Here is a 14,855-nt window from a genome sequence, read left to right on the forward strand (position 1 = left end):
TACGACGCGCCCATCGTGTCGTCCGATATCGTCACCGACCCGCACAGTTCGCTGTTCGATTCGGGGTTGACCAAGGTCATCGACAACCACGCCAAGGTCGTCTCGTGGTACGACAACGAATGGGGCTACTCCAACCGCATCGCCGACCTCGCCGCACTGGTCGGCAAATCGCTGTAGATAAGAGAAAGACAGGTATGAGCATCAAGACCCTCGATGAGCTGTTGGGCGAAGGCGTAGAGGGGCGGGGCGTCTTGGTCCGCTCCGACCTGAACGTCCCACTCGACGAGAACGGCAACATCACCGATCCGGGCCGGATCATCGCCTCCGTCCCCACGCTGGCCGCGCTGGCCGACGCCGGAGCCAAGGTCGTCGTCACCGCCCACCTGGGCCGGCCCAAGGGCGGCCCGGACCCCAAGTTCTCGCTCGCACCGGTCGCCGCAGCGCTCGGAGAGAAGCTGGGCCGGCACGTTCAGCTGGCCGGCGACGTCGTCGGCACCGACGCGCTCGCCCGCGCCGAGGGCCTGACCGATGGTGACGTGCTGTTGCTGGAGAACATCCGCTTCGACCCGCGTGAGACCAGCAAGGACGACGCCGAGCGTGCGGCCCTGGCCCGCGAGCTGGCGGCGCTGGTCGAGGGCGCCGACGGCTCGCCCGGTGCGTTCGTCTCCGACGGCTTCGGGGTGGCGCACCGCAAGCAGGCTTCGGTGTACGACGTCGCGAACATCCTGCCGCACTACGCCGGCACACTGGTGGACGCCGAGGTCAAGGTGCTCGAGCAGCTGACCAGCTCGACCGAGCGGCCCTATGCCGTCGTGCTCGGCGGGTCCAAGGTCTCCGACAAGCTCGCCGTCATCGAGAACCTCGCCACCAAGGCCGACAGCCTCATCATCGGCGGCGGCATGTGCTTCACCTTCCTTGCGGCCCAGGGGCTTTCGGTCGGCACCTCGCTGCTGCAGGAAGAGATGATCGACACCTGCAAGCGCCTGCTGGACACCTACGCCGACGTCATCCACCTCCCCGTCGACATCGTCGTGGCCGACAAGTTCGCCGCGGATGCCGAACCGGAGACCGTCGCCTCCGACCGCATCCCCGAAGGCAAGATGGGCCTGGACATCGGCCCCGAGTCCGTCAAACGTTTCACCGCGCTGCTGTCCAACGCCAAGACGGTGTTCTGGAACGGCCCGATGGGCGTCTTCGAGTTCCCGGCCTTCGCCGACGGCACCAAGGGCGTGGCCGAGGCCATCATCACCGCGACCTCCAGGGGCGCGTTCAGCGTCGTGGGCGGCGGCGACTCGGCAGCCGCGGTGCGCCAGCTCGAACTCCCAGAGGATGGCTTCTCGCACATCTCGACCGGTGGCGGGGCGTCGCTGGAGTACCTCGAGGGCAAGACCCTCCCCGGCATCGACGTGTTGGAGTCGTAGAACATGGCACGCAAGCCGCTCATCGCCGGCAACTGGAAGATGAACCTCAATCATTTCGAGGCCATCGCCCTGGTCCAGAAGATCGCCTTCGCCTTGCCGGACAAGTACTTCGCGAAGGTCGACGTCACGGTCCTGCCGCCGTTCACCGACCTGCGCAGCGTGCAGACCCTGGTCGATGGCGACAAGCTCCTGCTCACCTACGGCGCACAGGACGTGTCCCAGCACGACTCCGGTGCCTACACCGGTGAGGTGAGCGGGGCGTTTCTGGCCAAGCTGGGCTGCTCGTTCGTCGTCGTCGGGCACTCCGAGCGCCGGACCTACCACCACGAGGACGACGCCCTGGTCGCCGCCAAGGCCAAGGCCGCGCTCAAGCACGGCCTGACCCCGATCGTGTGTATCGGCGAGGGGCTCGACATCCGCGAGGCCGGGAACCACGTCGAGCACTGCACCGGTCAGCTCACCGCCTCACTGGCCGGGCTCTCCGCCGAACAGATCGGCGACGTCGTCATCGCCTACGAACCCGTCTGGGCCATCGGCACGGGCCGGGTCGCCAGCGCCGCAGACGCGCAGGAGGTGTGCGCCGCGATCCGCTCGACCCTGGCCGAACTGGCCACGCCGGAGATCGCCGCGACCGTGCGCGTGCTCTACGGCGGCTCGGTCAACGCCAAGAACGTCGGCGAGCTGGTGGCGAAACCCGACGTCGACGGTGCGCTCGTCGGCGGTGCCTCGCTCGACGGCGAGCAGTTCGCGATGTTGTCGGCGATCGCCGCAGGTGGGCCCCTGCCGTGAAACGGCAAAATTGGACCTGTGCCGTGATGTCCGTCAGACCACCGGTAAGCTGTGCGTCATGATTTTGGCCCTGCAGATCACGTTGATCATCACCAGCGTGTTGGTTGTGTTGCTGGTGTTGCTCCACCGGGCCAAGGGTGGCGGTCTGTCGACGCTGTTCGGCGGCGGTGTGCAGTCCAGCCTGTCCGGCTCCACCGTGGTGGAGAAGAACCTGGACCGCCTGACGTACTTCATCACCGGCATCTGGCTGGTGTCGATCATCGGCATCGCGCTGCAGATCAAGTACGGCGCCTAGATCCGGCTACCCAGCTTCAGCGTTTCAAACCGGCCACGCCTAGCCAGGCGTGGCCGGTTTGTTTCTGTCTGCTGCCAGCGCTGGCAGGAGTTGACAGGAAGCGTCCAGCGGGTGCTGGGGCGGTGCTTATGCCGATGACAGGGCGCGCTTAGCGCCGGGACCTACGCTCGCCTCGTGGTGCATCTTGTGCGAATCGGTGCGGGTGTGGTGGCGCTGCTCTGTGTCGCGGGTGGTGTCGCTCGAGCCGACCCACTCCCGGTCGCCGACGTCCGGCGGGCCGTCAATACCGAAGATGGCTGGCGCCTTGGTGTTTCACTCACCCAGATGACCATCAACTCGGTGCCCAACATGGCCGCGACCGCGTTCACCCGCGAGGGTTTCGTCACCGGCCGGGCCGAGGCCACCATCGACGGAAGCGGCTCGTCGGCGGTCAACACCGGGACGTTGATCGTGGGCCTGCAGCTCGGTTGCCAGGTTGACCTCAGCGAGGGGGCCAGCGTCGGAGGCGACGCCGACATCGGCATCAACCCCGGATTCAGTGGAAACGTCCTGAATGCCATCGGTCCCTACGCGGATCTGGAAGGCAATGTCTCGGTGAACCTGCTGCCGGGCACCATCACCAACGTGGTGCTGGGCAAGAAATCGCTGAAGGGCCGAACCGGCGGCATCACCGTGCACGACGCGCACGTCAAGGTCGACTCCTGTGGCGGGGCCGTGGCGGTCCGGTTCTTCTCGACGGTGACCATCGACACCGACAAGAACGACGACAGCGTCAATGCGTACGGGGACATCCTGCAGCTATGAGCGTCACGCGAAATCCAGGCCTGTCGGGCCGCCGGTGGCGCACAGCGGCCGGTGTCATGGCATTGGTGGTATCGGCGTGGCTGACCGTTGCACCGCCGCAGGCGGGCGCCGACTGCACCGGTGCCGGTGACTTCGGTGCCGGGTCTGGTTGCGCGCCACCGGGCGGCGGCAGCTCGTCGGCCAAGGCCTGGCCGCCGACGGCGGTGGATTGGCCGCCCACCGTGGATTCGGATAGTGACTCAGGCGCGAGTGACAATCACGGGTCCGCGGCGACCCCGATCGTGCTGCCTGACGGGCAGAAACCTGCGACGACCACGTCGCGATCGCCCGATGTCTCGAGTGCCTCGAAAACGACGAGCACCTCGTCGACCCCGATCGTCCCCGTCGGGCCGCCGGTACCGTGATCCCGCTCGGCCGCCGTGCCCTGCGGCACGGGCGTCCTCCATCGATACTGATGTGATGGCCGAGGTTCCGAACGCCCCCGACACCACGCTGCTGCCGATCGGATCGGTGCAGCGCACCGAACTGGGCCGTGAGGCCACCGAGCCGATGCGCGAAGACATCCGACTGCTCGGTGCCATCCTCGGCGACACGGTGCGCGAACAGAACGGCGACGCGGTCTTCGATCTCGTCGAGCGAGCGCGAGTGGAATCGTTCCGGGTGCGGCGGTCGGAGATCGACCGGGCCGACCTGGCAGCGCTCTTCTCCGGCATCGACATTCATCAGGCCATCCCGGTGATCCGAGCGTTCACGCACTTCGCGCTGCTGGCCAACGTTGCCGAAGACGTCCACCGCGAACGGCGGCGTGCCGTGCACGTGGCAGCCGGGGAGCCTCCGCAGAACAGCAGCCTGGCCGCGACCTACCGCAAGCTCGATGGCGCTGGGGGATTGGACGCGGCGGCGGTCGCCGATGCGCTCCGCGGTGCGCTCGTCTCACCGGTGATCACCGCACATCCCACCGAAACCCGGCGACGCACCATCTTCGACACCCAGAACCGGATCACCGACCTGATGCGGTTGCGACTGCACGGGCATTCGCTGACGCGCGACGACCGCGACATCGAGACCGAGCTGCGGCGGCACATTCTCACCCTGTGGCAGACGGCGCTGATCCGCTTGTCGCGGTTGAAGATTCAAGACGAGATCGCCAGCGGTCTGCGCTACTACCCGGCCGCGTTCTTCGACGTCATCCCGCAGGTCAACGCCGGTGTGCGCGCCGCGCTCCAGGCGCGCTGGCCAGGTGTCGCCCTGCTGGAGACGCCGATCCTGCGGCCCGGATCCTGGATCGGCGGCGACCGCGACGGCAACCCCAATGTCACCGGTGACGTGGTGCGGCTGGCGAGCAGCAGCGCGGCCTACACCGCGCTGGACCGCTACTTCGCCGAACTCCTTGCGCTGGAACACGAACTGTCGATGTCGGCGCGACTGGTGCGCGTCAGTGACGAGTTGCAGGTGCTGGCCGACCAGCATCCTGAACCGGCCCATGCCGACGAACCGTACCGCCAGGCGCTACACGTGCTCCGCGGACGTCTGACCGCGACCGCCGCCGAGATTCTCGACCGGCAGCCCGAGCACGAGCTGGACCTCGGGCTGCCGCGCTACACCACACCGGGCGAGCTGCTCGAGGACCTGGACGTCATCGATGCCTCGCTCCGCGCCGGCGGTTCCAGCGTGGTGGCCGACGACCGGTTGGCCCGGCTCCGAGAATCTGTGCGGGTCTTCGGCTTTCACCTGTGCGGCCTCGACATGCGGCAGAACTCCGAAGTGCACGAGCAGGTGGTCGCCGAACTGCTGGCCTGGGCGGGTGTGCACCCCGATTACGCATCGCTACCGGAGGACGAACGCGTTTCCGTGCTGGTCGCCGAGCTGTCCACGCGCCGGCCGCTGGTGAGCCGCGATGCCCAGCTGTCAGAACTGGCCCGCAAGGAACTCGACATCGTTGCGGCGGCCGCCCGGGCGGTCGACGTCTTCGGGGCGCAGGCCATTCCGAACTACATCATTTCGATGTGCCAGTCGGTGTCCGACCTGCTCGAGGCCGCGGTGCTGCTCAAGGAGGCGGGCCTGCTCGACGCGGCCGGGCCCGAGCCCTACAGCCCGGTCGGCATCGTGCCGTTGTTCGAGACCATCGACGACCTGCAGCGTGGGTCGTCGATTCTGGAAGCGGCCCTTGCCATTCCGCTGTACCGCTCGATTGTCACTGCCCGGGGAGAGCAGCAGGAGGTGATGCTCGGTTACTCCGACTCCAACAAGGACGGCGGGTACCTGGCGGCCAACTGGGCGCTGTACCGGGCCGAGCTCGACCTCGTGGAATCGGCCCGCAAGACCGGCATCCGGCTGCGGTTGTTCCATGGCCGCGGCGGTACCGTCGGCCGCGGCGGTGGCCCGAGCTACGACGCGATCCTCGCGCAGCCGCCAGGCGCGGTCAGGGGCTCGCTGCGGATCACCGAGCAGGGCGAAGTGATCGCCGCCAAGTACGCCGAACCACATGCGGCGCATCGCAATCTGGAGACCCTGCTGGCCGCCACCCTGGAGTCGACTCTGCTCGACGTCGAAGGGCTCGGCGACGCGGCGGCCCCCGCCTACGACGTGCTCGACGACCTCGCCGCCCGCGCCCAGCGGGCCTATAGCGAATTGGTACACGACACACCGGGATTCGTCGAGTACTTCAAGGCGTCGACGCCCGTCAGCGAGATCGGCGCGCTCAATATCGGCAGCCGCCCGACGTCACGCAAGCCGACCACCTCGATCGCCGATCTGCGGGCCATCCCGTGGGTGCTGGCGTGGAGCCAGTCCCGGGTGATGCTGCCGGGCTGGTACGGCACCGGCACGGCGTTCGAGGAGTTCATCGAGAGCACCGAGGGCGGCCTCGAGGTACTGCGGGACCTGTACGCCAAATGGCCGTTCTTCCGGACTGTGCTGTCCAACATGGCACAGGTCCTGGCCAAGTCGGATCTCGGTTTGGCGGCGCGCTATTCGGAGCTCGTGGACGACGAGGCCTTGCGCCACCGCGTGTTCGACAAGATCGCCGCCGAACATGAGCGCACCATCCGGATGCACGCCTTGATCACAGGACACGAGGACCTGCTCGCCGACAACCCCGCACTGGCGCGGTCGGTGTTCAACCGGTTCCCGTACCTGGAGCCGCTCAACCATCTCCAGGTCGAGCTGCTGCGCCGCTACCGCTCCGGCGACGACGACGAACTCGTGCAACGCGGCATCCTTCTGACCATGAGTGGCTTGGCCACCGCGCTGCGCAACAGCGGCTAGCCGCGTCGGCTGCCCCAATTCTGGCCGCGAGTCAGAGATTTGGTGCTTCGCGGCGGTGGGCGGCGCGCGCCCCGGCTACGGTCTCATCGACCAGCGCCTGACGCTGTTCAGGGTGACGAGTTTCTTGCGAGAGGCCTTCACGGAGCTTGTCGGTTTCGATCGGCCAGTTCTCGGGGCCTTTGACAAGCAGTAGAAAGCTCTTTTTCACCAACATCGTCCCGAGGGAGATGAGTAAAACGATTGCGGTGATCGCGATGACGACGACCAAAGCCTGGGTGCTGATAATCATGCTGGCTTCTTGCAGGGGTTGAGAAGGGTATTGCGCTTCAGATCGGTCGGACCTGAGCTATGGGTGTCATGAACTTGGCTTTGGTACAACGCAATTCGTGACCTTCGGATTGACGCCCAGATAATTGAGTGGACCCGCGATGACGGTGACCGCGATCGTCCCCACGCTGGCACAGTTCTGTTCGGCGTGGGTGAAGTAGCCGCGTTGGCCGGCTGCGACGGCGCCAACCACCAGCCAGACGACTACCAGTAACCCTGCGTATCGCATGATGTGTCTCCTCTGATATTCAGCCCGGGTGGCGGCTGGGGGATCCGAGCCGCCTAGCCAGGGCGTGTGATCTGGTGGTGCTCAGGCGGCGGTGATCACCGTCGTTGAGTCGTGTTGCCGGCCAGCGTTAGTAGTAATGACGGCGGCCGAAGGCGGGATGCCCCATCCGTCCCATGGCCATCAGAACCAAGCCGATGACGAGGAGAACAACCCCGATGGGCACCAGGGGCAGGTTGGTGTTGAGCAGCATTCCGGCGATGATGAGGACGATTCCGGCGATGATCATGAGGAACATCTCGTTTCGATGGCCATGTGGTGAGCGATGGCTGGTTAGGGTTTGAAGGCGTCTCTGATCTTGGCGCCGGCCTGTTTGGTGTTGCCTTTGAATTGATCGACGCGGCCTTCGTTGCGCAGCCGCGTGCTGCCGGTGCTTTGGCCTATGAGCTTCTTCAGGGTGCCCTTGGCCGCCTCGGCTTTGTTGGCGATTGTCTTACCGATGCTCATTCGCCTTCGCCTTCCTTGTTTGTTCCGCCGCGACTGCGGCTGTGCTTGTGACCTGGGCCGGGTGCTAACGCGGCCTGCCGGGATGCGCGGTGCCCGCCGGTCGTCGACCGTGCCAGCGGCCGAACAAGGTAGACGCGCCGCCTTCCACGGTCGATTTCTGGTGGTCCACCGGAGCGCTGGTGGTCGTGTCTGCTTGCTGGTGTTCGATCCGTTGGTCGCGCTCCTCGTTGAGAAACGCCGTCTCACGTCGCGAATCCCTGAGCTGGTGCCGGGCGTCTCGCCCGCGTCCTGCGGTACGTCGTGCGCCTGCCAGCAAAATCGCAAGACCCAACATCGCCACCGCGCCGTCCACGATCCCGAACAGGAAGACGGTGCCGGTCGACCCGGTGACGTGATAGCCCAGGAGGGAGAAATTCTCGGCCAGTGGATGGGTGGCAGTCGTATTGGTGAGGATGCCGGCGAACCCCGCGATCGCTGCCATGAGCAGAACAATCAGACCGATGATGACGATCATGGTGCACCTCTGAGACTTCTAGAAGCCCAGTACACGCCCTATTTCGCCCGATGTCAACAGCGTCGAATTACACCGTCGGTCTACATTGTTGACAGCTAGTTGGGCCGCGATCGTGGATGGTGCGGTAGCAGACTTGAGGAGGGCTTGCAGAGTCCGTGCCGGAGGGGCGGCCAATGCGGGCGCTGATGATGCTGAACGCCCTGGCCTAAATGCCGGTCGCTCGTCGATGATCGTGAGGATCGCGCTGGCGATCATCGACACAGCGGCAAGCGGGACTCGGCGAAGCGCGCCGCATTTACTCGCCGCGCAGCTCATCAGCTGATCGCGGTGGCGATTACGGGGCGCGGCGTGCCTCCAGTCAGCTTGTAGGACTGCCACTTTCGTCGTCGTCATCGCCCCCGCTCTCGGGTGGGTAGAGCATCGGGTGGTGGTATTGATTCGTTCGGGGTTGGCCGATGTCGAGCAGTGGTGGTGGGGTCCAGTGGGTTCGGCCGTTTTTCATGGTGGTGGTCCAGCCGCCGGTGTAGGCCAGGCAGTTGTCGCAGCCGCACGCCAGGCCCAGGTTGGTGATGTTGGTGGGTCCGCCGTCACACCAGTCGGTGTCGACGTGGTGAGCTTGGGAGCGGGAGGCGGGGGCGGTGCAGCCCGGTTTGGTGCAGCCGCGGTCGCGGGCGAACAGGGCGAAGCGTTGGGCGACGGTGGCGGTGCGCCGCGCTCGGCCCAGGCGCAGCGGTTGTGCGTTGTGCTGGTCGAAGACGACGAGGTGGTGGTCGGCCCCTGCGGTGGCGGCCATCTGGACCAGATCACCGACCGGGATTTTCGACCCCGTGTGGGTGAGCGCGACCCCAGCGCGCTTCTCCAGCTCGGTGACGGTGGTGGTGGCCACCACTGTGACAGGCAGACCGTTGTGCTCACCGAGCATGCCCGAGGACAGCAGCATCCGGCACACCGCGGCGAACGCGTCGTGGCGACGCTGGGCGGGGCTGCGGGTGTCGGCGTTGATCTGCTCGGCTGACGGGGTACCCGACACGCAGGGCTGCGCATCGGCGGGATTACACATGCCCGGGGCGGCGTATTTGTCCATCAATGCGTCGAAGTACGCACGCGCTTCGGGGGTCAGGACGCCCTGCAGATCCGACATCGAGTCCGGTCGTTGCCTGCCCACGGTGAGGCCGCGCCGGCGGGCCCGTTCGGCATCATCAGGCAACGGCCCATCCTGATCGAGCAGATACAACAGCGCCTCGGCGGCGGCACGCAACTCTTCGGGGGTCTGGTGCCGCGCCCCGGCGACCAGGGACTGCTCGAACTGCCGACGGGTCGCCAGGTCCACCCAGGTAGGCAGTTTGGTCATGGCGTGGCCGAGCACCTTGACATGTTCGGGATTGATCGCCCCGGCTGCTTGCGCGGCGGCCGCGGCCTCCCACCGCGGCGGCAACGGTTCGCCGGTCAACCCCGTGCGGGGTCCGAGATGTTCGGCATCGCGGACCCGGCGGTTGGCTTCGGTGGTGTCGATGTGCAGCCGGATGCGCAGCACCTCGGCCCAGTTTTTCGCCCCAATCTCGCGGGGGGCGGTCTGGGCTTGGGCGGCAACCAGGATGTGGTGATCGGCCGTCTCGGCCGCACACCTCAGCTGTTCGCGCAGGGACTGCAGTTCCAGCAGGTCGGCGATGTCCAGGCCGGTGTAGTCGAGACCATTGACCGCGGCGACCGCGTCCTTCAGCGCCGCGTAGGCGGTGCGGATGGTGGCGCGGTCAGTGGCCATACTCGAACACTAGTTCGACCCTCCGACAACTCGCTGTGACGAATGTGGCCCCAGTTACCCATCGTGACCAGCGAAAACAAAGTGACCAAAGTTTTTCGGCCGCGTGTCAGCGGAGTGAGACTAGGGGCACGCGTTGGAGAGGCAGGGAATGTTGGACAGGCCGGGTTACGGAATCAAGCCGCGAACCGACTTCAGCACGCTACGTACCGCACTCTCGGTGACCGTGATTGGCGACAGGACGGTCTCGGCGACTCCGACGATGGCCTCGACGCGCGTCACGATGGCCTCCATCCGATCGACGACGCCGAAAATGCGGGGCGCCAGCTCGTCGATCTGGGTGATGGTCTCGTTGAACCGCGACATCGTGGTGTCGAGATCGCCCGTCAGCGTGCTGAGAGTGGCGAGGGTGCCTTCCATGTCGACCAACAGTGCATCGACCTGGGAAACGGTCACGTCGGCGTTGAGGGCCGCCTGGGTGAGCGTCCGAATACGGCCGCCGACCGGACGGTTCCGCCCATCGCCTTTGTCGACCATGCCTACAGTTTTGCCGCCGCGGCCGCATCGAGCAACCACACGGTCGCCTCGGAACCGATCGCACCCGCCGCCGGAAAATCAACGGCTGGCGCGCCGCCGACAGCGGCTGCCACGGCATCGGCCTTCTCTGCGCCTGCGACGACCAGCCACACCTGCCGGGAGCGGCGAACTGCGGGGAGCGTGAGCGTGATCCGCCGCGGCGGCGGCTTGGGGGAGTCGGTGACCGCGACGACGTACCGCGCGGTCTCCCGCACCGCGTCGGTGTGCGGGAACAACGAGTTGACGTGACCCTCACCGCCCATGCCCAGCAGGTGTACGTCGAATTCCGGTGTCGGCGAACCGTTCCCGGCCACGCAGGCCAGCTCGCGTGCATAGGCGGCGGCTGCTGCGTCGATATCGTCGCCGAACTCGCCGTCGCTCGCGGCCATCGCGTGCACGTTCTGCGCCGGAATGGCAACGGAATTCAGCAGTGCTTCCCGCGCCTGCTTGATGTTCCGGTCGGCATCGTCGGCCGGGACGAACCGATCGTCGCCCCAGAACAGGTGCACCTTGGTCCAGTCGATGGGATGACCGCCGACATGCTTGAGCAGCTTGATGCCGGTGCCGCCACCGGTCAGCACGATGTACGCCACGCCGCGGGCTGCGATCGCGCCGTTGATGGCAGCCACGAGGCGGTCGCCGGCAGCGGTCACCAGAGCGTCAGCGTCGGAATATTTTTCGATGATCTGCTCAGACATATACGACCTTGTCCAGGCCCACCAGGGCGCGGTGATAGATCTCGTCGGCATCGAGCCGGCGCATCTCTTCGGCGAGACAATCGCGTGCTTCCCTGCGTGCCAACGGAACACGAGCCTCCGGTCGGCCGGTGCGCGTGAGGGAAGCGGTGACACCGGTTTGCGGACGGCTCAGCGTGATGGTCTCGGTCGGCCTGGTCAGGACGACTTTGAGCTCGCCGACCGCCCGCTTCACCGGCCCGTCGATGCAGGCCGCCAACCAACCGGCCAAAATGTCCAGTGCCGGTTCGTCTTTCAGGCCCGACACCAGCGCCTCGGTGATCGGTTCGTACGGTGCCTGGTCCAGGGCGGCGGCCAGCAGCGCCCGCCAGTAGGTTACGCGGCTCCAGGCCAGGTCGGTATCGCCCGACGTGTATCCGGCCAGCCGGCTCTTGATGCAAACCTGCGGGTCTTCACCATTGGTGGCATCGGTGATCCGGCGGATCGCCAGCTTGCCCAGCGGATCAGCCGCCGGCACTGCCGGCGCCACATCGGGCCACCAGGTGACCACCGGGGTGTCCGGGAGCAGGAACGGTGTCACGACACTGCTGGCGTGGCCGGCCAGCGGCCCCGAGAGGCGCAGCACCACAACCTCATTGGCGCCCGCGTCGCGACCCACCCGGAGCTGGGCATCCAGGCGGGCCTCGGTGGCCAGACGGTCTCCCGGGATCACCACGATGACGCGGCACGGATGTTCGCGACTAGCGGTGTTCGCGGCGTCGATGGCCTCTTCCAAGATGGCCTCGGTGTCCGGTGCCACCACCAGAGTCAGCACTCGCCCGAGGGTGATGGCGCCGCCCTCTTCGCGGAGAGAGACGATCTTCTTGTTGATCGCACCGGTGTTGGTGTCGGGCAGATCGAGAATCACGGTCGCCTCCATTCGCGGCCGCTGCGCCGCAGCATCTCGAACGCCGACTCCGGGCCCCAGGTACCGGACTCGTACGCCTCGGGCCGGCCGCCCGCGCGGTCCTGCGCCGCCCAATGTTCGAGCGCGGGATCGAGTATCTTCCAGGACAATTCGACCTCGGCGTTGACCGGGAACAGTGACGGTTCGCCGAGCAGGACGTCGAGGATCAGCCGTTCGTAGGCCTCGGGGGAGTCCTCGGCGAACGCCGAACCGTACGAGAAGTCCATGCTGACATCGCGGACCTCCATGAGGTGGCCCGGCACCTTCGAACCGAACCGCAGCGTGATCCCCTCGTCGGGCTGCACCCGGATCACCAGAGCGTTCTGTCCGAGCTCGTCGGTCATGGTGGCATCGAACGGCAGGTGCGGGGCCCGCTTGAACACCAACGCGATCTCGGTGACCCTGCGTCCCAAGCGTTTTCCGGTGCGCAGGTAGAACGGCACGCCGGCCCAGCGCCGGGTGTCCACCTCGACGGTGATCGCCGCGAAGGTCTCGGTGGTCGACGTCTTGGAGAAGCCTTCCTCATCGAGCAGTCCGACCACCTTCTGCCCGCCCTGCCAACCGCCGGCGTACTGACCGCGTGCCGTAGTCTCGTCCAGCGGCTCGGCCAGGTGGGTCGCCGACAGCACCTTGATCTTCTCGGCCTGCAGTTCGTGTGGCGAGAAGTTGACCGGCTCCTCCAGTGCAGTCAGCGCGAGCAGCTGCAGGAGGTGGTTCTGGATGACGTCTCGCGCCGCACCGACGCCGTCGTAGTAGCCGCCGCGTCCACCGAGGCCGATGTCCTCGGCCATGGTGATCTGAACGCTATCGACGTAGTGCGCGTTCCACACCGGCTCGAACAATTCGTTGGCGAACCGGAGCGCCAGGATGTTCTGGACGGTTTCCTTGCCCAGGTAGTGGTCGATGCGGAACACCGACGACTCCGGGAACACGCTGTTGACCACCCCGTTGAGCGCTTCGGCGCTGGCGAGGTCGTGCCCGAACGGCTTCTCGATGACCACGCGGCTCCACGACCCGTCGGTCTTGTTGGCCAGGCCAGAGGTGGACAGCTGCTCGCACACCTGCGGGAACGCGTTCGGCGGAATCGACAGGTAGAACGCATGATTGCCGCCGGTGCCGCGTTCCTCGTCGAGCTTGTGCAAGGTGTCGCGCAGCCGTTGGAAGGCCGAGTCGTCGTCGAACGTGCCCTGCACGAACCGGAATCCCTCGGCGAGCCGGTCCCAGACCTCCTGCCGGAACGGTGTCCGGGCATGCTGCTTGACGGCGTCGTGGACGACCTGACCGAAGTCCTCGTCGGCCCAGTCCCGCCGAGCGAAACCGACCAAGGCGAACGAGGGCGGCAGCAGCCCGCGGTTGGCGAGGTCGTAGATCGCCGGCATCAGCTTCTTGCGGGCCAGGTCACCCGTGACGCCGAAGATCACCACCGCGCACGGGCCGGCGATGCGGGGCATGCGCTTGTCGCGCTTGTCCCGCAGGGGGTTCACCCAATCCGCCGGCCGCTCGCTGCTGTCGCTCATTGCCTGTGTCCTCGGCTCTTCGCGCAAGCGCTCATCGCAAAGCGTCGAGTTGACCCTGCGTGGCCTCGAGCAGTTCGCCCCAGGATTTCTCGAATTTCTCCACGCCTTCGACTTCGAGGACGTTGAACACGTCGGCCAAGTCGATGCCGACCGCAGACAGCTCCTCGAACACGGCCTGCGCCGCGGACTCGGTGCCGGAGATGGTGTCCCCGGTGACCTGACCGTGGTCGGCGACCGCCTCCAGGGTCTTCTCGGGCATGGTGTTGACGGTGTTGGCGGCGACCAGTTCGGTGACGTACAGCGTGTCCGGGTAGTCCGGGTTCTTCACGCCGGTCGAAGCCCACAGCGGACGCTGCACGCGGGCGCCGGCGGCCTTGAGGTTCGCGAACTGCGGACCGCCGAAGACCTGCTCATAGGCCGCGTATGCCAGCCGGGCGTTGGCGACGCCGGCCTTGCCGCGCAGGCCCAGTGCAGAGCCGCCGATCTTCTCCAGTCGCGCGTCGATCTCGGTGTCCACGCGGGACACGAAGAACGAAGCGACGGAATGGATCCGGGACAGGTCGTGGCCGGCTTCGCGGGCCTTCTCGAGCCCGGTCAGGTAGGCGTCCATCACGGCGCGGTGCCGCTCCACCGAGAAGATCAGGGTGACGTTGACCGAGATGCCCTCGGCGATCACCGCGGTGATCGCGGGCAGGCCGGCCAGCGTTGCCGGAATCTTGATCAGCAGGTTCGGCCGATCGACGATCTTCCACAGCTCGATGGCCTGCAGGATGGTCTTGTCGGTGTCGTGCGCCAGCCGCGGGTCGACCTCGATGGAGACCCGGCCGTCGACGCCGCCGGAGGCTTCGTACACCTTGGCCAGCACGTCGCAGGCATTACGGACGTCGTCGGTGGTGACGGTCCGGATGGTGGCGTCGACGTCGGCGCCACGGGACGCCAGTTCGTGCACCTGCTCGTCGTAGGCCGTGCCCTTCGACAAAGCGGCCTGGAAGATCGAGGGGTTGGTGGTGACACCCACAACGCTGCGGGTATTGATCAGCTCGGTGAGGTTCCCCGATTGCAGCCGCTCACGCGACAGGTCATCGAGCCACACAGAGACACCGGCGGCGCTCAGCGCCGCGAGGTTCGGGTTCTGAGTCATGTGAATGCTCTCCTAGATCGGCGGATCAGTTATCAGCGACGGCGAGCCGTCAGTTGTCCACGACGGCCGAG

Annotated in this window: 17 protein-coding genes and 1 pseudogene; 7 read left to right on the forward strand and 11 right to left on the reverse strand. The window is 66.5% G+C overall.

Annotated features, from left to right (window positions below; all coding sequences use genetic code 11):
• The 7 genes and pseudogenes from AC3WTE_RS18960 to ppc form a co-directional block, all read left to right on the forward strand.
• Positions 1-177, forward strand: a pseudogene (locus AC3WTE_RS18960) (type I glyceraldehyde-3-phosphate dehydrogenase); the annotation flags it as partial.
• 17 nt (positions 178-194) lie between these two features.
• Positions 195-1,421 (forward strand): phosphoglycerate kinase, encoded by a 1,227-nt coding sequence (locus AC3WTE_RS18965; protein ID WP_492439911.1) that lies wholly within the window; start codon positions 195-197, stop codon positions 1,419-1,421.
• Positions 1,422-1,424: 3 nt separating this feature from the next.
• The gene (tpiA, locus tag AC3WTE_RS18970; RefSeq protein ID WP_492439913.1) at positions 1,425-2,210 is read left to right on the forward strand and encodes a triose-phosphate isomerase; all 786 of its coding nucleotides are present in this window, start codon (positions 1,425-1,427) and stop codon (positions 2,208-2,210) included.
• Between the two features lie 58 nt (positions 2,211-2,268).
• Positions 2,269-2,505, forward strand: a complete 237-nt coding sequence (gene secG / locus AC3WTE_RS18975; protein WP_029105032.1) for a preprotein translocase subunit SecG — start codon at positions 2,269-2,271, stop codon at positions 2,503-2,505.
• 177 nt (positions 2,506-2,682) lie between these two features.
• The gene (locus tag AC3WTE_RS18980) at positions 2,683-3,309 is read left to right on the forward strand and encodes an MspA family porin (RefSeq protein WP_492440186.1); all 627 of its coding nucleotides are present in this window, start codon (positions 2,683-2,685) and stop codon (positions 3,307-3,309) included.
• Positions 3,306-3,713: a hypothetical protein gene (locus tag AC3WTE_RS18985; protein WP_492439916.1), complete on the forward strand. Its 408-nt coding sequence runs from the start codon at positions 3,306-3,308 to the stop codon at positions 3,711-3,713. Before AC3WTE_RS18980 ends, AC3WTE_RS18985 begins: the two co-directional genes overlap by 4 nt.
• Before the next feature lie 55 nt (positions 3,714-3,768).
• Positions 3,769-6,576, forward strand: a complete 2,808-nt coding sequence (gene ppc, locus AC3WTE_RS18990; protein WP_492439918.1) for a phosphoenolpyruvate carboxylase — start codon at positions 3,769-3,771, stop codon at positions 6,574-6,576.
• A gap of 31 nt (positions 6,577-6,607) precedes the next feature.
• On the opposite strand, the gene AC3WTE_RS18995 is transcribed toward ppc, so the two are convergent.
• The 11 genes from AC3WTE_RS18995 to tal form a co-directional block, all read right to left on the reverse strand.
• Positions 6,608-6,865 carry a hypothetical protein gene (locus AC3WTE_RS18995; RefSeq protein WP_492439920.1) on the reverse strand — a complete coding sequence of 86 codons (258 nt, stop codon included), beginning with the start codon at positions 6,863-6,865 and terminating at the stop codon, positions 6,608-6,610.
• A 66-nt stretch (positions 6,866-6,931) separates the two neighbouring features.
• A complete protein-coding gene (locus AC3WTE_RS19000) occupies positions 6,932-7,132 on the reverse strand; it encodes a hypothetical protein (protein WP_492439922.1) in 201 nt (66 codons plus the stop codon).
• A gap of 127 nt (positions 7,133-7,259) precedes the next feature.
• Complete coding sequence (locus AC3WTE_RS19005) at positions 7,260-7,418, reverse strand: DUF6131 family protein (protein WP_492439923.1); 159 nt, start codon at positions 7,416-7,418, stop codon at positions 7,260-7,262.
• Between the two features lie 44 nt (positions 7,419-7,462).
• Entirely contained in the window at positions 7,463-7,636 is a 174-nt protein-coding gene (locus AC3WTE_RS19010; RefSeq protein WP_492439925.1) for a CsbD family protein, read from the reverse strand.
• Between the two features lie 64 nt (positions 7,637-7,700).
• Positions 7,701-8,150, reverse strand: coding sequence for a hypothetical protein (locus AC3WTE_RS19015; protein WP_492439927.1), 450 nt, complete (start codon positions 8,148-8,150; stop codon positions 7,701-7,703).
• Positions 8,151-8,508: 358 nt separating this feature from the next.
• The gene (locus tag AC3WTE_RS19020) at positions 8,509-9,912 is read right to left on the reverse strand and encodes an HNH endonuclease signature motif containing protein (protein ID WP_492439929.1); all 1,404 of its coding nucleotides are present in this window, start codon (positions 9,910-9,912) and stop codon (positions 8,509-8,511) included.
• Positions 9,913-10,077: 165 nt separating this feature from the next.
• Positions 10,078-10,446 (reverse strand): ATPase, encoded by a 369-nt coding sequence (locus AC3WTE_RS19025; RefSeq protein WP_492439931.1) that lies wholly within the window; start codon positions 10,444-10,446, stop codon positions 10,078-10,080.
• A 2-nt stretch (positions 10,447-10,448) separates the two neighbouring features.
• Positions 10,449-11,183, reverse strand: coding sequence for a 6-phosphogluconolactonase (gene pgl, locus AC3WTE_RS19030; protein ID WP_492439933.1), 735 nt, complete (start codon positions 11,181-11,183; stop codon positions 10,449-10,451).
• A complete protein-coding gene (opcA, locus tag AC3WTE_RS19035; RefSeq protein WP_492439935.1) occupies positions 11,176-12,087 on the reverse strand; it encodes a glucose-6-phosphate dehydrogenase assembly protein OpcA in 912 nt (303 codons plus the stop codon). The genes pgl and opcA overlap by 8 nt, the downstream gene beginning before the upstream one ends.
• Positions 12,084-13,643, reverse strand: a complete 1,560-nt coding sequence (gene zwf / locus AC3WTE_RS19040) for a glucose-6-phosphate dehydrogenase (protein ID WP_492439937.1) — start codon at positions 13,641-13,643, stop codon at positions 12,084-12,086. The genes opcA and zwf overlap by 4 nt, the downstream gene beginning before the upstream one ends.
• Before the next feature lie 31 nt (positions 13,644-13,674).
• Positions 13,675-14,784, reverse strand: coding sequence for a transaldolase (gene tal, locus AC3WTE_RS19045; protein ID WP_492439939.1), 1,110 nt, complete (start codon positions 14,782-14,784; stop codon positions 13,675-13,677).
• Between the last annotated feature and the right edge of the window lie 71 nt (positions 14,785-14,855).

This window comes from Mycobacterium sp. FW102-FHT13B02 (genome assembly GCF_058790275.1).